The 20,498-nt window shown below is 59.6% G+C and carries 13 protein-coding genes; 3 read left to right on the top strand and 10 right to left on the bottom strand.

The features are described from left to right. Nucleotides 1–55: 55 nt before the first annotated feature. From G6N27_RS19070 to G6N27_RS19055, 5 genes are all read right to left on the bottom strand, one after another. Nucleotides 56–2,857, bottom strand: coding sequence for a methyltransferase domain-containing protein (locus G6N27_RS19070; RefSeq protein ID WP_163779044.1), 2,802 nt, complete (start codon nt 2,855–2,857; stop codon nt 56–58). 363 nt (nt 2,858–3,220) lie between these two features. Continuing rightward, a complete protein-coding gene (locus tag G6N27_RS19065; RefSeq protein ID WP_163779041.1) occupies nt 3,221–5,944 on the bottom strand; it encodes a TylF/MycF/NovP-related O-methyltransferase in 2,724 nt (907 codons plus the stop codon). Then, nucleotides 5,941–7,179, bottom strand: coding sequence for a class I SAM-dependent methyltransferase (locus G6N27_RS19060; RefSeq protein WP_163779038.1), 1,239 nt, complete (start codon nt 7,177–7,179; stop codon nt 5,941–5,943). The genes G6N27_RS19065 and G6N27_RS19060 overlap by 4 nt, the downstream gene beginning before the upstream one ends. A gap of 544 nt (nt 7,180–7,723) precedes the next feature. Next, nucleotides 7,724–7,855 (bottom strand): hypothetical protein, encoded by a 132-nt coding sequence (locus G6N27_RS25560; protein WP_264073011.1) that lies wholly within the window; start codon nt 7,853–7,855, stop codon nt 7,724–7,726. A gap of 95 nt (nt 7,856–7,950) precedes the next feature. Further along, complete coding sequence (locus tag G6N27_RS19055) at nt 7,951–9,243, bottom strand: sulfotransferase family protein (protein ID WP_163779035.1); 1,293 nt, start codon at nt 9,241–9,243, stop codon at nt 7,951–7,953. A 262-nt stretch (nt 9,244–9,505) separates the two neighbouring features. Here G6N27_RS19055 and G6N27_RS19050 point away from each other — a divergent pair, with 262 nt between their 5' ends. Further along, nucleotides 9,506–11,716, top strand: coding sequence for a glycosyltransferase family 1 protein (locus tag G6N27_RS19050; RefSeq protein WP_163779032.1), 2,211 nt, complete (start codon nt 9,506–9,508; stop codon nt 11,714–11,716). Nucleotides 11,717–11,896: 180 nt separating this feature from the next. Here the strand turns inward: G6N27_RS19050 and G6N27_RS19045 are convergent, their stop codons facing one another. Continuing rightward, the gene (locus G6N27_RS19045; RefSeq protein WP_163779029.1) at nt 11,897–12,454 is read right to left on the bottom strand and encodes a DUF5666 domain-containing protein; all 558 of its coding nucleotides are present in this window, start codon (nt 12,452–12,454) and stop codon (nt 11,897–11,899) included. Nucleotides 12,455–13,364: 910 nt separating this feature from the next. On the opposite strand from G6N27_RS19045, the gene G6N27_RS19040 reads away from it, so the two are divergent. Together G6N27_RS19040 and G6N27_RS19035 are read left to right on the top strand one after the other, a co-directional pair. Then, entirely contained in the window at nt 13,365–14,453 is a 1,089-nt protein-coding gene (locus G6N27_RS19040) for a hypothetical protein (RefSeq protein ID WP_163779026.1), read from the top strand. Nucleotides 14,454–14,923: 470 nt separating this feature from the next. Beyond that, a complete protein-coding gene (locus G6N27_RS19035) occupies nt 14,924–15,703 on the top strand; it encodes an Rv2253/PknI dimerization domain-containing protein (RefSeq protein ID WP_163779023.1) in 780 nt (259 codons plus the stop codon). Nucleotides 15,704–15,815: 112 nt separating this feature from the next. Here G6N27_RS19035 and G6N27_RS19030 read toward each other — a convergent pair whose 3' ends face one another. The 4 genes from G6N27_RS19030 to fgd all read right to left on the bottom strand — a co-directional run bounded on the left by G6N27_RS19030 (nt 15,816) and on the right by fgd (nt 20,498). Further along, entirely contained in the window at nt 15,816–16,151 is a 336-nt protein-coding gene (locus G6N27_RS19030; RefSeq protein ID WP_163779020.1) for a metallopeptidase family protein, read from the bottom strand. A gap of 112 nt (nt 16,152–16,263) precedes the next feature. Next, complete coding sequence (locus G6N27_RS19025; RefSeq protein WP_163779017.1) at nt 16,264–17,412, bottom strand: acetate kinase; 1,149 nt, start codon at nt 17,410–17,412, stop codon at nt 16,264–16,266. Next, nucleotides 17,405–19,567: a phosphate acetyltransferase gene (gene pta / locus G6N27_RS19020; protein ID WP_163779013.1), complete on the bottom strand. Its 2,163-nt coding sequence runs from the start codon at nt 19,565–19,567 to the stop codon at nt 17,405–17,407. The genes G6N27_RS19025 and pta overlap by 8 nt, the downstream gene beginning before the upstream one ends. Beyond that, nucleotides 19,488–20,498 (bottom strand): glucose-6-phosphate dehydrogenase (coenzyme-F420), encoded by a 1,011-nt coding sequence (gene fgd, locus G6N27_RS19015; RefSeq protein ID WP_163779010.1) that lies wholly within the window; start codon nt 20,496–20,498, stop codon nt 19,488–19,490. The genes pta and fgd overlap by 80 nt, the downstream gene beginning before the upstream one ends.

Here is a 20,498-nt window from a genome sequence, read left to right as displayed (position 1 = left end):
GAGACGGCAAGGTTCGACTGCGAGCCGTCAATTACTTCATTGACCATGCTTGTCCTTACTTGCGCCGGAGCCAGATTGAGCCCCCGGGGTTCTTCAGGAACAGCGGGTTGGTGTCACGAACCAGCTCACGCTGTCGGTGCGCGAACAAGCCGTTCCAGAACACCACCTCGAATGCCGAGTTATACGCCAGGAAGGCGCGCAGAGCATAGATTTCGTTCCATGATCTGTTGTTGTCGAACAGCCACTGCCGTGGATACTCGAACGGGTATTGGATGTCGTGGAAATGTATCAGCACGCCCTCGTTGAGGCTGGGCAGGATGGAAAACAGCTCGTAGTGCACATCGCTGGCAGTCTTGAGGACGTGGGTGGAGTCAATAAACAATATGTCGTTTTCACGGAGTTTGGAGAACGTCGAGACCGGCACGTCCTGAACCAGCCCCTCGATGATCTCAACCCGGGAATGGTCTTCCGCGCGAAGCCGGCTGCGAAGTCGACCGGCATCTGGATCAATACACGTCATGGCGAAGTCGCTGTGACCGACATGATCAGCGGCGTCGAGCATGCAGGCAGAGGAGAATCCTGATCCGACCTCGATGATGTTCTTCGGCTTGTAATGGGCAATCATCGCGCGCAGCGTCATGGCGTCGCCGTAGGGATAGCTGCCATTGTCGTAGTAATAGCGGTTCTTGCCGTCATCATGCTCGCTAAACGGCGTGTTCTTTATCAATTCCGCGTTGTCTTTCCAAAACCGCACCATGGCGTCCTCATCGAAATGGATGCCTTTGATGTCGCCAGGTTCCTGGAGGTACTGCTTCTCTACGTATTCAGCGATAGTTGATGGATCCACGATCGGTGAATAATAGTGCCCAGGCAAAAACATGGTCGGCACCGACTGTTCCTGCTGAAGCTTGTACTCCTTCGAATTCACGAAAGCGAAATAGATTTGCTCGGGCGGCAAGGCCTCGGCGGTCCTCACCCAGTTAGCGAACTCATCCGGTCGAGGATCTCGCTTCAGGACAGTCGCGTACAAACTCGCGATATATTGCTCGGCGGCGGCGGAACTCATACGCTGCATTCCTTCGACACTCCCTGATACCGGCACGGTTGGACGGGGGACACTCCGCGATACGGGAGCAGTAGGACGGGCGACATCCCGTGATTGGGGTGCAGGAGGGGTCGGGGTCGGTGTCGTGACAGCCGGGCCGGGCTCTTTTACGCACACGTAGGCGTCCTGTACACCCCACCAGAGCCCCTCATGGAACTTGGATAGCCGCAGCTCGGGGATGGAGGCCATGACCTGCAGCACCCAGCGAGGATAGGTGACCGTCAGGCCGTACTCTTCCCCTTTGAGGTCTTCCTGCTCCGACTGCGGGAGGAAGCCGAACCCGTTCGCATCGACGTTCAGGCCTGGGATGACGCCCCCCTTGTCGAGGGCGAAGCCGCGGGTGGTGAAGATCAGCACGCCACGGGGCGCCAGGGCGTTGGTCAACGCCTTTAGCCAGCGCGCCCAGGTGGTCTCGGGCATGTGCGAGAAAAACGAGTGAGCAAAGATGACATCCTGCTGCGGCAGCTTCAGTTGCTCGGGTAGCGGCGAGGAGATGTAGCTTTCCACGCCCAGGACGTCCTGGTTGAAGTTCACGGCGTCGCGGTGGATGTCGCAGGTCGCGCTGACGCTGTCGGGGAATACGTGCCGCATGTGCCTGGCGGTGCAGCCGTAGCCTGATGCGAAGTCCAGCACTCGGCGGGGCGCCCAATCCCATTGGGCAACTTCATAAACCTTCTGGACGTCCGTGATCATGGTCTTGGTCAGGTCGGCGGTGTAGCGGCCGAGCTGGAAATAGTCCTTCACGGCCCGCTCGCGGCCGCCATTGGCCGCCCATCGGCGATCTACGAAGTGAAAGATGAAGTCATTCTCGTGGATGGCGGGATTGACGCCCATGGCCTCGGCGAAGGCGAGGTTCTCGTCCGACAGCGGAATGAGCGGGTGGCTAGTCGAACCCTTGGGTCGTTCGAAATCAATCATATGCGCCACTCCTCGAACTAAACGATTGCTGCTCGCACCCTTGACCGCGATTACGACGTCCTGCCCGCTCATGCCGTCAATACGGCCGGACCAGTTGCCGTAAAGCAACGGTTCCCGAAGCTCGAGGCCGCATTCCCGGTACAGATCTTTGACGAAGGCTTCCGGGTAGGCAATCGCCGCTTCAGGATTTTCGACGTTGGCCGTCAGTGCACCTTGCAGCTCATGCTCGAACTTGAGCTGGCCCATTCCTTGCTTGCTGAGGATTGACGACATCTCATTGAGCAGAAAGAACGTGATCAGACTTCGGCCGCCCGGCTTCAACACGCGGACGATCTCATGCATATAGTGCGTCACGTCCGATGGCAGCATGTGCGTGAAAACTGAGGCAAGCAGCACTACATCGAACGACCCGTCCGGATACGGAAAACGAAACTCTGAAGGCTTGTCTGTCCCTCTCGGGTTGTACCTTTTGCTCTGAACATCTGCGACCCTGAATTCGAAGTTGGGGTGCGATGCCGAGATGTTCTCCGTGCACCACGCGATTGCATCCCTTGCGACATCGAAGCCGGCGTAGCGACCCTCGCGGTTCAGGTAGCCGGTGAGCGGCAGGGCCATCCGCCCTGAGCCGCAACCAACGTCGAGCACTGCATCACCGGGCTGCAATCCACATAGGTCAACCAAATAACCCAAGAATTCATCGCCGGTTGCCTTATACACAGCAGGGCCCCCGAGACCCACCCAATCCTGAAGGTCCCGGGGGGGCAGCAACTCACCGGGCGAGCCGTAGTTCGCCGACGAAGTGCGATTCGAGCCGAGCGGGATACTCCCGGTCATGACCCCCCTCACCGCAATCAGCCAAACTTGTGTGCCCTCTCAAGCAAGCCTCACTATAAAGGCCCTTCAGCCTCTCCGAGGAGTATCCAATTAACCGCGGGTGTCGCTCGATGTCGGCGCGAAGTCGACTCAGGGCGCAAGCGACTTTGCGACGAAGCCGCCGGTTCTCGTCGGAGAGTTCGCGGTTGCGGCGGCCGGCGATTTCGAGGCGCTGGCGAGAAAGTCTTCGCCACCTCCAGCTCAACCGGCCGATCCCGCTGAACGTTGGTTATGACAGATACGTTCGTCCAGCGGCAGCTACTCAAGGACGCTGTGAAAAGCGAAATCACATTGCTCAGCCACCGAGCCGGAGCGCCGAAAAAGCTACGCTGACAATATACGCACAGCAACTTGCATGTCTCCCGGGACCAACCCCAAATACTCATACTTAATCTGACGATGGGCTACGTACTCTTGGAAGGCGGCATATTCGTGTCGCTGCCACGTGGGATAATTGAAGTATTCATCGAACACAATTACTGTTCCCGGGACAATTTTTTTATGCAAGTAGCTGAAGACCACCTGTGTCGAGGAGAAAATATCACAATCGATGTGCAGTAATGCTATTTTTTCGAACTCATGTGTATCCAGAAAAGGTCCAAGAACTCGGTCGAACCAGCCCACAACTAGCTCGACGTTTTCCCGCACCTGCGGCAGTTCCCCATTGCGTGAAAACTGACCAATTCCATCCGCTTTGCCGAACCACGCCTCCGGCAACCCCTCGAATGAGTCGAAGCCATAAATCTTTGAGGAAGGTAATAGCGAGGCAATGAAATTGACCGAGTTGCCTGACCAGACACCGAATTCGAGACTGGGTCCATCAACGGTGATGTTTTTGCAAGCAAACTCTAGTAAGTGGTTTCGGTTATGAAAGCGAGGAACGCCAACCATTTTCTGGGATGCGTAGCCGTGACTTTCAATAGCCGCGGCAAGCCGACCTATTGCGTCGATGTTATATGCTCGATCTGTACTCGCGTGCTTCTCAAGGAAGGCAGAGTAGACGGCTTCGATGAACATTTCCCTGCCCCCCTCATCTTCCAGCAAAGCGGCTAATGTCTGATGCGCGGCGGGCCCGAGGGCTGATTGATTCACGGCAGTCTCATTCATATGTTGGGTTCCATGGGTCGCATCGTCCAACGATGCCGGCAGGATCGTGCAGTCGTTGCTTAATGCCGCGACTCGGGGCGAAGGCAGCATGCGGACGGCGGAGGCTGCCTCCCCCGTCCGCCGAAGCTCTGCAGTTTTCGGCGGTGTGTTCTTCAGTTCTTCGATTATCGCTTCGGCCATCCGAAGATAGACCGTCCTATGATAATGGTTGCCGCCGACATTTATTTCCTCTTCATTTCGTATATGATCTTTAAAGGACACTACGCGGACGAACGGATGAGAGGCCGCGATTGCCGTGATTGCTGCGTGGTATTTTGTGGACCATGGTGCATCCACAACTTCCCCGTTGGTATCGCGCACGCGTGCATGATCTGTTATCAGCACAAGCTTCGATCCGAGCGGAACACGGCTAAATATCTCTTCCATCGCGGGGCGCAGGTCTCGCTCTTGGCTGAACGCGACACTCTCATAGTTCTCATGAATGTGCAGGGCTATCTTGGCGATGTCGCTCTTGGCCGCGTCTGGACAATTCAGCCTCGCAAGAAGAGCAAGGATGTCTTCCCTGTCGGTGGATACGAGATCGACACCTTCCAGACCATGAGGTTCCACACAAATTTCCCAGCCACATTGAATGTGGCGATACCGGGGCGACCCATTCCTGTCGAACTGCCCGCCAAAGACAAAAGCTGCCCCGGCGGGAGTGCTCTGAAAATAGTCGGTCACAAGCATGTTTTTTGGAATGCCGAGTGCATCAGCCTCAGATTCCAATGATGACTCCGAACGGTCGCAGGCTGAGAGCAGCAGAGTGGAGCCATTAACGCGGCAGAAAACATGACCAGCGTGAAAATTGCCGGTGACGGTAGTACGATCGGCGTAAGGCATAAGGTAGTGCGCAACAGAATTAGCTTCACACCCCCCATGCACACGAATCTCTGGGAAGATTTTTTGAGCCGCGTCTGTCCGCGTGTCAGCGTCACCAGCAGAACCAAGCCGGATCCAGTCGATCGGGCGAGCGACCGTGATGTCCGTCAGAACGTCACCCACAATGTTGATATGCGGCCGCTGCAGATAGTCATAGACCCATGCCTCGACCAACATACCGAGCGTGCGGCAGGAGAAGCAGAAATGATCGAGCCGCTCAACTAGGCGCCCATTTTGTGAATCAACGATGCCGCTCGCCGCTGCGCTCGTGACCATGTATATCCCGACGAAGCCGTAATCACCGTATTTATCCACAACCCTGATCAGACCGCTCTGTCGGAATGGGTCATGCAGCAGCGCTAATAGTTCGGCCCGCGCCTTCTCCGGGTCTTCAGGTAGCCGCACCTTGGTGAAATTAAGCTGGTTGGTGCGATTGATTAACTCAGCGGCGCGGTCGATGTGTTTCTCGACGTCGTACTCGATATACACACGCACGTCACAACCGCGGAGGAATTCCTCATTGTTGCCATCCGCTTTGGATTCATCCCGTTTACGCTGTTCCAACACTTTGTATTGTGCGAGACGAGTAAGACCGCTGTCGTCCTTGCCCTCGAAGCGGGGATCCGATAGCACGCGAGTAAGGAATGTCTCGTCCTCAATCTGCAGATCTGGTATGAGGTCAGCGGCTTCTGCCCGGTTAAGGTGGTTGTCGTCAATGAACATCACGGTCGCCGGGCGGAGCTGGGCGGCCTCGATGATCGACGCCAGTCTGGTGGCTTTCGGCCCCCAGGAGATGCTGGGAAAAATGAAGTAATCGGCGATTCCTTGGCCCTCAAGGATCTCCATGACTTTTACTTCGTCGTTTTTTGAGCAGATAGAGCTCATAATTCCGCGCTGCGCGAGTTTGATCACGATGTCATGATGCGCGCGCACGTATTCTGTTATGCCGCCCTCAGTTAGAGTACCGCGCCAGTAGGTGTCATCGAGATCCCAGATAAGGAGACGGACTGCTTCGATCATGTAGTCGTTCCGGGTAAGCGTCGGACGGAGGCCGGCGATATATTCTTCGGCGGCGGGGGTGCATCGGCGTGCTGCTTCTGCGGAATGTCTACAGTCTGGGCCCGGAGCCAGATTGAGCTGCCGGGGTTCTTCAGGAACAGCGGGTTGGTGTCACGAACCAGCTCACGCTGTCGGTGCGCGAACAAGCCGTTCCAGAACACCACCTCGAATGCCGAGTTATACGCCAGGAAGGCGCGCAGAGCATAGATTTCGTTCCATGATCTGTTGTTGTCGAACAGCCACTGCCGTGGATACTCGAACGGGTATTGGATGTCGTGGAAATGTATCAGCACGCCCTCGTTGAGGCTGGGCAGGATGGAAAACAGCTCGTAGTGCACATCGCTGGCAGTCTTGAGGACGTGGGTGGAGTCAATAAACAATATGTCGTTTTCACGGAGTTTGGAGAACGTCGAGACCGGCACGTCCTGAACCAGCCCCTCGATGATCTCAACCCGGGAATGGTCTTCCGCGCGAAGCCGGCTGCGAAGTCGACCGGCATCTGGATCAATACACGTCATGGCGAAGTCGCTGTGACCGACATGATCAGCGGCGTCGAGCATGCAGGCCGAGGAGAATCCTGATCCGACCTCGATGATGTTCTTCGGCTTGTAATGGGCAATCATCGCGCGCAGCGTCATGGCGTCGCCGTAGGGATAGCTGCCATTGTCGTAGTAATAGCGGTTCTTGCCGTCATCATGCTCGCTAAACGGCGTGTTCTTTATCAATTCCGCGTTGTCTTTCCAAAACCGCACCATGGCGTCCTCATCGAAATGGATGCCTTTGATGTCGCCAGGTTCCTGGAGGTACTGCTTCTCTACGTATTCAGCGATAGTTGATGGATCCACGATCGGTGAATAATAGTGCCCAGGCAAAAACATGGTCGGCACCGACTGTTCCTGCTGAAGCTTGTACTCCTTCGAATTCACGAAAGCGAAATAGATTTGCTCGGGCGGCAAGGCCTCGGCGGTCCTCACCCAGTTAGCGAACTCATCCGGTCGAGGATCTCGCTTCAGGACAGTCGCGTACAAACTCGCGATATATTGCTCGGCGGCGGCGGAACTCAAGCCCTGCATTGCCTCGACGCTCCGAGATACCCGCGCAGTTGGAAGGATCGCCTCATAAACGGCGGGGACACCCGGCGAGGCGCAGTTCGCTGTCGAAGTGCGGCTCGCGCCGGGCGGAATACTCCCGGTCATGATGCCACCTCACTGTAGTCAGCCGAACTATTTTCCCCCTCAATCACGCCTCACTATAAGGGGCCTTCGGCCCCTTCGAGGGGTATCCGATTAACCGCGGGTGTCGCCCAGTATCGGCGCGGAGTTGGCTAAATGGCGTACGCGAGTTTGGCGGCATAGCCGCCGGTTCTGGTCGGAGAGTTCGCGGTTTCGGCGGTTGGATGTCGCGTTGTCGAGCAGGTAACGGTGCGCTTGGCTCGGGCCGGTTCTGGGTGGCCGGTGGATCTCGTCTTTGGGATCGGTCGAGGTAATTACGGGCGTGTTCGTATAGCGGCTGGGCGGCATGGCTGGGCTGGGTGCTGTTGTCAACCAACATGTTGGCCTCCCATGTTCCGGATCGTTGAGGGCGGTGATGATGTTGACCAGTTTGCGCAGGGCCTATTGCCGCAGATGTCGGCGAAGTGCGCCCGAAATCTCGCCGAAAGCCAACCCTTAGCGGTCAAGGACAATACGACTTGAAGCTGCTGCGAGTGTCGCGCGGCACCGCGATCTCAACCGGCCCGGTCTAGGTGAACACTGTCTTGGATCGGGTGCCGTTGGGGGAGTTGCTTTCGCTTCCGCGCCCGACCGGGTCGTTCTGGTCGTAGCCCGGGGATAGCCTCGGCCAGCGATATTCCAGCGAGGTGCCTTTATCCACGGCACGAAGGTTTCCGACATCGTCGGCCTTTTTTGCCGAGCTCACGCTCGGGGTGTCAGACCAAGATCAGGTCCACCGATTCTCAGATAGCCCTGTTAACACGGGCTGCCGCCAAGTTCGTCGAATAACCCGTCAAACGCCGCGTCGCACATGTCTTGGATCCGTGGTTCAAGGTCCCACTTCCAGCGACCGATCGATGACCGGACGTCAGGCGATGTTCGATGCGCATTCATATCCGCGGTGGACTCATTCCCAGCTTGTACCATTGCGTCGACGATATTCGCCGACGAGTCCAGCTCCAGCGCGTCGAGCATTGCGCGTACTTGTTCGGTTGGCGAATGTATTAGATCCTCATAATGAACAAGCGTGCCGTATTTAGATCTGCTTTTCCACAGACGTGTGAGATCCAGTATGCTGTCGCGGACCATGCCGACGAGTTGTTCATCCGTTCCAACCAGTTGGCCAGCGAATTCGCCCCTCCCCCTCTTATTGTCGAATGCCCGCACCGAGACCAGGGTGTCCCTTGGATCTCGGACGAGAAATATCTCTCGCGTCCGTGGGTAGAGCTGCCAAATTATCGAGCGGATGTGGCCTGACGGGGCGAACTTCTCCGCGAAGAATGAAGGGGTCGCGCGTTTTCGTCCGCGAGCGTGCTCGCGGTAGAAGGATTCGACGGTGGCCTGCGCTACGCGAGCAAATTCTTCGATCTGATCTGATCCGTACCAGCGGTCGACGGTTGCACCCACTGAGCCCGCAAATACCGGGTCAAGAAAGAATGAAGGGAACGGAATGAGTCGTTTTCGATCCGTCCAGAACTCAAACGATTCTGCCCGCGAGGTGTCCACGGGCGTGGCTAGCACTTGTACGAAATGCATCCAGTAGCTGCAGACCCGCTGCTCGTAGGGAAATCGCTCATGGACGATGATGTCCGGGTGATCCGCGAGCATCCTCATCAGCAAGGTGCTGCCTGATCGGCCGGGGCTGGTAACCGTGATTGGCTGCATCGTCGGCGTGAAGGCCGATGTGAGCTGCTGCGAACCGCGTATTTCAGCGATCTCGCGTCGGCGTCCACCTTTAAAGACGATCCTCACCCCAATGGTGAATGCCGGTGCGAGGCCGACCGTTCCGATTGCCTTCCAGAACCCCACTCGCGAGGAACTGCGAAACTTTTTGGCGACATCGGGCCGCTGGACTTCTAGCTCGCAGCAAGCAATCACGATTCCCTCGTGGACGAACTCCACCTCGGCCACGGTTTCCTTGGCTACGACCCAGCCGTACGCGTCGAACGCGTATCCGTCGACTGGACCCGTCCGCGGGTAGTCGATGTAAGCAGCGGTGATCAGGTCATCGCTGGGGCACACGGAGATCCCGGATATCTCCACCGCCATGCGGCGATCCCGTCCCTCCTCGTCGAGCGGCAGGCACAACACCTACATCGCGTCGGAAACACCTGATCTGTCCCCGGGTCGCAGCAGCGCGGTCCGGACGACGGCTTCTTTACTGTCCAGAATTTGGAATATGACACCATTTCGGAATTCCTGGTGTCAACAGGCCGGACCTTTAAGACGCTAGGGGATGCTGCGTCGAACAAGCAGCTAGCTGAGTGACCAATCGGCATTACACAAAGCTCTTTTTCGGTAACCTACAGCGATGCAGTTTGCCGTCGCGATTGTTTCCCCTCCCAGCAATCCGACCGTCGGTGGAGCATTTCAAGAAGTCGCAGAGACCTTCCACTACGCCCTGCGAGCGCTCGGCCATGACTCTGTGCTGACCACCCGTCTCGACCTCGACGAGCGCCGCACCATCGTGTTCGGCGCAAATCACCTGGTCCACTACGGTCTGCCGGTGCCAAAAAACCCCATCTTCTACAACCTTGAGCAATTGGGTGACGACTCGCCGTGGATCGCAATGCCAGAATTCATCGACCTTTTCCGGCGTTATCAGAATTGGGATTACAGTCAAACCAACATCGAGTATCTCGCCGCCCTGGGACTGCCTCGGCCCGCCTATGTTCCGATTGGATATGTTCCCGAGCTGACACGGATCCCCCCTGCCGCCGAGGATATCGACGTACTTTTCTACGGCATGCTCAGCGAGCGCCGATACGCCGTTCTCAAGGACCTGCAGGACCGAGGTCTTCGGGTCAAATGGCTGTCGGGCGTTCTCGGGGCGAGCCGCGATGCCTGGATCGCACGCTCGAAGATTGTCCTCAACCTGCACTACTGGGAAGCGAAAATCTTCGAGATCGCGCGTGTGTCCTATCTGCTCGCGAACAGGCGAACAGTGGTCTCTGAGCGTGGTGCCGATCCGACGTTGGAGCGCGAACTCGAGGCCGGCGTTGTATTCGCGGACTACGACGAACTGGTCGATCGCTGTGTGGAGATGCTCGGCGACGAGCGCGCGCGACGCGAGCTCGCCGACCGGGGCTATCAGGCGTTCGCCGCTCGCGACCAAGCGGCCATCGTGGACCGCGCGCTGGCAGACCTCGACGGTGTCACCCACGAGACCGCAACGCGCGACGATGGGCGGATCGATGTGCGCCTCGAGGACCACGACCACAGCGCAGATCACCAGCTCCGCAACCGCAACCTGCTCAGGCATAAGTCGGAGCAGGAACGAGATCAGTTGTTGGCCAAGGTCGAACGCAATCCCGAGGATGCACGGTCGGTCTTGTTCCTAGCTCAGACCTGCTTGCAATTGGGCGACATCTATATCGCGCGTAAGTGGTATGCGCGGCGGGTTGAGATGGGCGGCTGCGATGAGGAGGTTTACTACGCGCTGCTTCGGCTCGCGGAATCGATGCAGCAACTCGGTGAACCGTGGCCCGACGTTGAAGACGCCTACTTGCGCGCCTGGTATTTTCGACCGACCCGCGCCGAGCCGCTGCTTCCCATCGCCACTGGATACCGGCAATCGCAGCGCTACCGGCTCGCTTACCTATTTGCGCAGCGCGCCGCCACAATCCCAATTCCTGATAACGACCTCCTTATCCCCGCGGAAATCGCTCAGGTTTACGCTTGGCGTGCGGCCGATGAGCAAGCAGTGTGCGCATCCTGGATCGGCAAGCACGCTGAGGCCTTCACACTGTGCCGGCGCCTGCTGGCCCGCCCCGACATTCCGGACCCCGATCGACAACGGATCGCAGCCAACCGCGACTTCTCGGTACCAGCCATGATCGAGGCCGCCGCACCCTACCCCGAAGCCGTGGTGCGATCCTTGACCACCGACCCCGGCGATGCCGAGATCACCGTCAGCCTGATCGCCGGACCAGACCGCCACGCCACCGAGCAAACCCTGAACTCGTTTCTGAACTGCTGTCGCGACGTGTCACGAGTCCGGCGCTTCCTGGTGCTCGACACTGGGCTGTCCGCCCGCGACCGCGCGAACCTACGGAGACGTTACGGTTTTCTGGAGTTTCCGCGTCGCAGATCGGGCGACGGGCCCGCAGCCCCGCTCGCGCAACTCCACGCCAAGATCAGCGGGCGGTTCTGGCTGCACCTGGGCGAAGGCTGGCAGTTTTTCGCGCCGGAGAACTTGATCACCCGCTTGACCGCGGTGCTCGACACCGAACCAAAGGTGTTCCAGGTGGGCATCAATTACGCCAACGCGGATAAGCTGACCGGCGCCAGCGCCGCCGAGCAGGCGATACGCCGGGCACCCGGCGCCGGCCGCTACTTGCTGACCGAGGCGATGACCCGCGGTCCGGTGATGTTCGACGTCGCGCGCCTGAACCGAGCCGTCGGTGTGCAAAACTGCGACCCCGATTCGCCCGCCCAACGTGGGCGATCGGCCGCCGCCGACGCCGGACTGCGCACCGCCACCCTTGATGAAGTGCTCTGTATCGCGGGTCTAGGTTTCTAGCGCTGCGAGGACCGCCCTGAACACCGCAGTCGGGGATGCACTAACGAGCTGCTAGTCGCTGGTGCCGGTCACCACTCATTTTCCGGCTCATAGTCGGAACCGGGAGATGACCCTGATCCACAACGACCAGTACACCCTCGGCTTACCGAGGGTGTACTGGTCGATCGCTCGTTGGTGCGGTTACCGCTTGGCGGTAGGCCACGGGCATTTGCCGTCGTTTTCGCCGATCAGGGTGACAACCGTCGCCTGCAGCGTCCCGCCACCATCCTTGGTTCCGGATGCGTTGATGCACTTGCCTTCCGCGATGGCCTGCGAAGTTCCTGCGCCGCCCTTTGTGTAGCGCGTCTGGTCGTTGCCATTCATGTTCATTTGAGCGGGTTTGCCGTTGCCGTCGGTAAAGGACACAGTGATGGTGTTACCCGAAACAGAAGTAACCGTGCCAATCACCGCTTGGACGGGGCCTGCCGACACCAGAGCGCCCGGTGAGCCGGACGCTATGGCCTTCGGTTGCGGGCACTTGCCGCCGTTACCCGCCGGGTTCTGTTGCACAGCTACGGCCTGGGCGGAGTTGGGGTTCGGGCCGGGCCGGTAATTAACTCTCACGCAGTTGCCGGCAGCGAAATCGCTCAACTGAGCGTTGGTGTACTCGATGATCTTGGCCGAATCGCTAACATCGACGGTGGCCTTCCCAGACTCCTGGGTGACTTGGACCGAGTTTCCAGACACCGACTCGACCAAGCCAAGAACCGTATCCTTCGCGTCCTTCGCGTTGGCGGCCGCCGGTGCCGACGTAGACGGGGATTTGGCGTCATCGTGCGACTTACTACACGCGCCCAGGGACAGCGCGGTTCCAGTCGCGACCGCAAGGATCGCGAATCCGGTCAGCCGGGCGGGCTTGAAAGTTAATTGCATTGAGAACCTTTCAATCGTCGGCCGCTTTGGCCAAGTCAGCGAATTGATCCACCAGCGGCGTTGATGAGCACCGGCGACGGCTCGCTCACAGACTACTGTGCTTATTTGCCCGATTGGGCCGAATCGTCCGGTATATCGGACGCGCGATCTCATGTCCGACAAAGGACAAACCACCCTTGTAGATGGCGCGCGGTCCGGAAAACCCACCCAGCTTCGTGCAGTCGTATCCCAGCGGCGTGCCGACCGACATATTCATCGCCGAAGTCATCTTCCCGAGCTCGTCACCTGGCTCGATCTCCAATTCCGTGGCGTTGACACCTTCACACTCTTGTTCTCGGCAATAGACGTGCACACGCTTACCGTGCTGGCGGTGTCGTCGCAACGCCTGAGCGGCTTATCCCAAACCGCAATCGAGGCTGAAGAACAGCCAATCGTTCAGCAGCTAGTCGCGTATCCCGCAATTGAACCACTCCACGAACCCGTTATGCGCCGGCTTGCGTGGCTCCTCGTACTGCTGTCGAGGCGCAGGTTCTCGCTTCACACCGCGACGGCGCGAGGGATGAACTTCGCGCCCCCATCGCAGGGCAATTCACCTGGCTTGTCCACGCTCGTCGACCATGGCTCGCACGCTGTAATAATCGCGTTTCCGCGCGCGCTATCGGTGTCGATGGTCTACTACATACCAGCGCCGTAACCATTACGTAGTCCATAAGCCCATAGAAACGAGAGGCTACCAGTGAATTTTGAAATAACGCGCGGAGCGCTCGATGTCGCCGGTTTTATGGAAGGGACGGCAAAGAGCTCCCGCTGGGTTGATATTCTCCGCCATTATGAGCGGCATCTATCAGAATTTAGGGGCTTAGATATTGAGATTCTGGAGATTGGGGTAGACACGGGTTTATCTCTTGAGCTCTGGAAACAGTATTTCACTAAAGCACGTTTTATAGGTGTTGACATTCAGCCTGCATGTAAGCGTTTTGAGGATGATCGTGTGACGATAGAGATCGGGTCGCAGGACGACCCAGATTTTTTGCTCGGATTGACGGAGCGATACAGCCCGACCATCATCATAGATGACGGATCTCATTTGGCGCACCATATCATCTTTACTTTTGAAAAATTATTCCCATCGCTGCCGCCAGGGGGTTTGTACGTTATAGAGGACATGTTCGTCCATCTCAGATCTAGGCCGAATACCTGGCTGGGAGAAACCGAGATATCTCCACCCGATTACCTTTTCGATGCGGTTCGATTTCTGTTTACCGAGAAAACTCCGCCTGTCACCGGACAAACCGCCCCCTCAATCAATCAGGGACCGCAGGGGGATCTTCGGGATAGCATAGAAGAAATTGCATTCGCCCCTCTCGGGGTTGCCTTCATCCGCAAGAATTCGGCGCCTCTTCCTATCGAGGACCGGGTCTCACTGGGCGAAGCGTACGCCCGGAGCAGGGGGCAGGCAGACCTATGGTGGAGACTTGCGGAATACACCCGGAGTAATGCAGGACCGCTTGATCGTGCCGAGGCGGCGGCACGAAACGCTATCGCGATGGCTCCGCGTTCGGCGGAAGCTTATCGCGTACTCTGCTTGACCCTCTACATGCAAGGCGACGTTAACGGTGCTATCTCCGCAGGAGCAAAAGCTGCTGAATTCGCACCAGACAACTGGATTTACGCGCATTTTCTCGGGCAGCTCTACCATTTGACACAAGATTTTTCAAAAGCCGAGGACTCTTTTAGGAAAGCCGGGGCTCTACGCGATCATGATCCGGAGATACGGCAGCGGCTAAACCAGGCTCTAGCTGCGCAGGGAAAGCCAGAAGAGTGAATGAAGTCAGGTGGACGATACTGCGGAATAACAGAACCACTGGCTCGTATCTGTAGCTACAAGGTTCGATCATCTCGCGACCGCCATCCGTCATCGATTTTAGAGGCGACTGGCCTGATCTGATTGTTTGGGCTTTTCGGTTGCGTTGGTCGAATTAGATTCGCCTCCGCTTGCCACTCACCGCGCCATAACAGAGGCGGATGGTCGCCTGAACTGGGAGTCGTCGCAGACCCATCGGGTCTGCGCTATCAATTGCGTCAGTGTGAAGTACAAGTGTCATCGATGACTGTCGGTCGAAGAGACGCAGCGACTGTTCGACGACAAGGCGCGAGATTCTTTCAGAAATCTCCGAGTGCGTTCCCTTCCGCGCGTAGACTCGTTGCAATGTGGAGAACATTTCTATTAGGCCCGCCGAATTTTTGCGAAATTGTTTACGCGACCAAGCACGAGTTCGACGCAGGCACGTTGCGGTGACCGAGCCCAAGGACATCCCTGCTGCTCAAGATCTGAATGATCGGACTGAGCAAAGCAAAGAGGTGGTGCCGAGCGAGGCTGAGCCGGCCGAAGCGCCGTCAGTGTGGCCGCAGGAGGATACGGAAGACATTGTCCCAGACATCAATCGCCGCTCCGTTCGGCAACGCTTGGCCGAGGCAGCAATATGGAGCGCACTTCTATTCGTTTTGGTCGGCGGAACCGTTTTAGCACTTGTCAACGTACTCAAGCAACCGCCGCGGCCGCCTGGCCAACCGCCCGCAAAAGGTCCCATTGATGGCACGTATCGCGTTGACCGCTATCTAGGCGAAGGCGCCACTCGTACACCAGATGGGACCGTTTCAACCCCCACACCAAAAAACAGCGTTGTCGAAACAGAATGGTGGGCTTTCCAATCCGCCTGCCCACCGCAATCGTGCATCGCGGTAGGCACACGGCTCGACAACACCACCCACACTCAGGTCGCGCCGAACATAGGCAAGCAGAAGATGCAATCGCTTCGTTTAATCAACGGGCAGTGGATCAGTGATCCCCCCAACCGCGTCTCACAGGATTGTGTAGCCGGTAAGCCGGGACATGACACGAGGCGCTCAACCATGGAATTGATGCAGCTCGCCGACGGCACATTCAAGGGTCAGGAATCCGATTTGATCGAATCGAACGAATGCGGTCGTTCCGGCACTGTGTCGACGACACCGGTTGTGGCGACGCGTCTTGGTGATTTACCTGCTGGGCTTCCACCGTTGAAAGCGAAATAGGACTCCGGCTAGTTTCGAGGCCAAGAGGCTTGGCAAGACCGCCGGGCAGGCTCATGGCGTTGCTAGTTGGTTCGGTTGCAACTTAGGAGCAATCGAGCTCGATTAACTTCGCTCACTTAACAGCGAAGTAGTGCGCCAGCTCGCGGAGCACGACGTGTCTGACCTCGCGGCGTAATCGTTCGGGGTCGCCCGCAGCGAGTCGCGTGATCGGCCCGCGAAAGATGCAGACCTTGGCCGGGAGCATTCCGCCCGGCCCGAATATGATTCCTCTCACGGCCCGCGGCGCGCCGCTATACATGCCGAGCAGCCGCCCGTCCGGAGGCTCATCCTCGACGAGGATCGCCACGTTGCCCACCTCCGCACGGAGATCGGCTGGTAAAGAGTTCAGCGCCTCGTCAATCGCAGCTTCGAATGGATCGTCGAGATCCGACTCCCGACCCGCATCCATCCGAGTAACAATGCCACAGCCAGACGAGCTAGAGCTGCAGAACAGCTTTCACCGCGCTCTGATCTGGAGGAGGCGGGGCACTCCGGCGTCCCTCGCGCCGGAGTGCTTGGTGTCAGGCCTTGATGGCGCGCATGCAGTCCCGCGCGATGGCCAACTCCTCGTTGGTCGGGACCACCAGAACGGCGATCGCCGAGGCTTCGGTGGAAATCCGCCGAGCGCCCTTGCCGGAAGCCGCGTTTCGCCGCTCATCGATCTCGATACCCAACCCCTCCAGCCCGCTCAGTGCATCCAGGCGCACCGTAGCGGCGTTCTCCCCGACCCCGGCGGTGAAGCTGATCGCATCGGTGCGGCCCAGGATGGCCAGGTACCCGCCGATATACTTACGCAACCGGTGAATGAACACGTCGTAGGCCAATCGTGCTGAGCTGTCGCCCGATTCGATCATCTGGTGCAGCCGACGGAAGTCACGCTCGCCGGCCAACCCCAGCAGTCCGGAACGGTGGTTGAGCATCGACTCGATGTCATCGACGCTCATCTCGGCCTCGCGATGCAGGTAGCTCACGATGCCCGCGTCGATGTCACCGCTGCGGGTGCCCATCACCAGGCCCTCCAACGGGGTCAGACCCATCGAGGTGTCGACAGGGCGACCGCCGGCGATCGCCGATGCGGACGCGCCGTTGCCCAGATGCAGCACAATCTGATTCAGCTTCTCCCATGGCTGGTACAAGAAGGCCGCGGCCTGCTGACTGACGTAGCGATGCGAGGTCCCGTGAAATCCGTACCGCCGAATATGCCACTTCTTCGCGAGTTCACGGTCGATCGCGTAGGTCGCCGCAGCGGCAGGCAGATCGTGAAAGAACGCGGTGTCGAACACCGCGACGTGCGGCACACTGGAAAGCATCGCGCGCGCGACCTCGATACCCTGCAAAGCGGGCGGATTGTGCAGCGGCGCAAGGACGGAAACCTGCTCGAGCTCGGCGATAACCGCGTCGTCGATGACGGTCGGCCGGTAGAAGACCGGCCCGCCGTGAACCACCCGGTGCCCGACGGCCGCCAGCCCGCAGGCGTTCAGGTCGATGCCTTGGTCGCACAACTTCTCGAACGCCACTTGCAGCGCCGCGCCGTGGTCGGCAACGCCAGACGAAGGTTCACCGATCTGCTCGACGATGCCGTCGGCCAGCGACGTGCCCGAATCAGGTTCGATCAGTTGATATTTCAGTGACGACGAGCCGGAGTTCAGCACCAACACCCGTCTAAACATGAATACCCTGAGCCTGGATCGCGGTGATCGCGATGGTGTTGACGATGTCTTCGACCAGGGCGCCGCGGGACAGGTCGTTCACCGGTTTGTTCAGACCCTGCAGCACCGGGCCGATCGCGATCGCCCCCGCGCTACGCTGCACCGCCTTGTAGGCGTTATTGCCCGCGTTCAAGTCCGGGAAGATCAGCACGGTGGCCCGACCGGCGACAGGCGAGTCGCGAAGCTTGGTGGCCGCCACCGAGGGCTCGACGGCGGCGTCATACTGGATCGGGCCTTCGACCAGGATCCGCTGTGCCCGGCTGCGCACCAATTCGGTTGCCGCCCTGACCTTATCGACATCAGCACCCGTGCCGGATTCGCCGGTCGAGTACGACAGCATGGCCACACGCGGTTCGATGCCGAATTGTGCGGCGGTCTGCGCAGCACTGATCGCGATGTCAGCGAGCTGTTCGACCGTCGGATCGGGGACGATCGCGCAGTCGCCGTAGGCCAGCACCTTGTCCGGCAGGCACATCAAGAAGATGCTGGAGACCGTCGATATGCCGGGGGCGGTGCGGATGATCTCGAACGCGGGTCGCACCGTGTGCGCGGTGGTGTGCGATGCACCGGACACCATGCCGTCGACCATCCCGTTGTGCACCAGCATGATGCCGAAGTACGACGCATCGTGGATGATCTCGTGGGCCTGCTCGACGCTGACGCCCTTCTTGGCGCGCAACTGGGCGTACTGTTCGGCGAACCGGTCACACAGGTCGCTGGTACGCGGGTCGAACACAGCAGCGCCGTCCAGGTCGACACTGAGTTCGGCAGCGCGGGAACGGATCTGGCTTTCGTCGCCAAGAATCGTCAGGTCGGCGATCCCCCGCTGCAGCACCCGACCGGCAGATTTGAGGATCCGGTCGTCGTCGCCTTCTGGTAGCACGATGCGCTTGCGATCGGAACGGGCCCGCTCGCGCAGCTGGTAGGTGAACATCTGCGGCGTGGTCACCTTGGGGATCGGAATCGCCAACTGCGCCAACAGGTCCGTGAGATCGACATGGCTGTCGATCAGTTCTAGCGCGGTGTCGATCTTGCGCTGTGAGGCCATGGTGACCCGTCCGCGGGCCGACCCGACCGCGCTGGCCGTTTCGTAGGTGCCCAGCGAGGTGGTGATGATGGGTAACCGCAGCCGCAGGCCGGCGACCAGTCTCTCGATCGATCTGTGCAATTCGAATCCGCCGTTGAGGATGATGCACGACAACGACGGAAAGCCCTCGGCCGCATGGGCACTCGCCACCGCCAACACCACGTCCGACCGATCGCCGGGGGTGACCACCGCCACGCCTTCGGCCAGCCGCTCGAGCACATGATCGGCCGTCATACCCGCGACCACGACGTCCATCACCTCGCGACTCATCAGCGCGGTGTCGCCGCTGAGCAGCGTTCCGGCGACGGCGGCCTCCAAGTCGGCCACCGTCGGCGCCACCAGCAGAGGCTCGTCGGGCACGGCGTAGCCTCTCGGAGCCAGAGGCCGCAGCGCTTCGACGATCGCGGTCAATTCCATAGGCTCACAACGGTTTGCGATCACCGCTGCGGTGTGGGCATGCTGGGCGTTCAGTTCGGCGAGGCACACTTCGACGGCTTGGGCGACTTGCTCTGCGCTGCGGCCCTTGGCCCGCACCGCCAGCACGACCGGCGCGCCGAGATTCACCGCGATGCGCGCGTTCACGCTCAGCTCGGCCGGGCTGGCCACGTCGGTGTAGTCGCTGCCGACGATGACAACGGCGTCGCACTCCGCCGCGACCGCGTGATAGCGCTCGACGATGTCGTCGATGGCGGCGTCGCGATCGGCGTGTAACTGCTGGTACGTCACGCCGATACAGCGCTCGTAGGGCAGGCCCGCGGTGGCGTGGGCCAGCAGCAGCTCCAGGATGTAGTCGCGGTCGTCGCCTGCCCGGCTGATCGGCCGGAACACCCCGACGCGGGCCACCGTCGACACCAGCCGATGCACGATCCCCAACGCGATCGTCGACTTGCCGGTGTCGCCCTCCGGCGCCGCGATGTAGATGCCGGGACTGGAAGCAGCCACGCTGCGGTCAGCCCAGCCGTCGCAACCGGGGCTCGAGGTCGTTGCGGAACAGCTCCAGGAAGCGGCGCTGGTCGTGACCCGGCGCATGGAACACCAGGTGGTTCAGACCCCAGTCGACATAGTCCTTCACCTTCGCGACCGCCTCGTCGGGATCGGAGGCCACGATCCAGCGCTTGGCGACCTGTTCGATCGGCAATTCGTTGGCCGCCTTCTCCATCTCGAGCGGGTCGTGAATGCTGGTCTTCTGTTCGGCCGTCAGCGACAGCGGCGCCCAGAATCGCGTGTTCTCCAGTGCCAGTTCGGGATCGGTGTCGTAGGAGATCTTGATCTCGATCATCCGGTCGATGTCGTCGGGATTCTTGCCCGCGGCCTCCGCGCCCTCCCGCATGGCGGGGATGAGCTTGTCCTTGTAGAGCTCCTCACCCTTTCCGGACGTGCAGATGAAGCCGTCGCCGGCGCGGCCCGCGTACTTGGCCACCTGCGGACCGCCCGCGGCGATGTAGATCGGGATGCCGCCGTCGGGCACGTCGTAGATGGAGGCACCCTTGGTGTGGTAGTACTCGCCCTCGAAATCGACCCGGTCGCCCAGCCACAGCTCACGCATCAGCCGCACCGATTCACGCAGTCGCGCGTAGCGCTCTTTGAACTCCGGCCACTCGCCTTCGTACCCGGTGGCGATCTCGTTGAGTGACTCGCCGGTGCCCACGCCGAGGAAGATGCGATCCGGGTACAGACATCCCATCGTCGCGAACGCCTGCGCGATCACGGCGGGGTTGTACCGGAAGGTCGGGGTGAGCACCGAAGTCCCCAGCTGGAGCCGCTTGGTGCGTTCACCGACCGCCGTCATCCAGGCCAGCGAGAACGGCGCGTGGCCACCCTCGTGCCGCCACGGCTGGAAGTGGTCGCTGACCGTAGCGCTGTCCATCCCGTGCTCTTCGGCGGCGACCGCCAGCTCGACGAGTTCGCGTGGCGCGAATTGTTCCGCCGACGCCTTATATCCAAGTTTGAGTTCAGCCAC

This window comes from Mycobacterium cookii (genome assembly GCF_010727945.1).
GTDB lineage: Bacteria > Actinomycetota > Actinomycetes > Mycobacteriales > Mycobacteriaceae > Mycobacterium > Mycobacterium cookii.
Note: the sequence above shows the minus strand (reverse complement) of the source record. Positions and strands in the feature narration are given on the sequence as shown.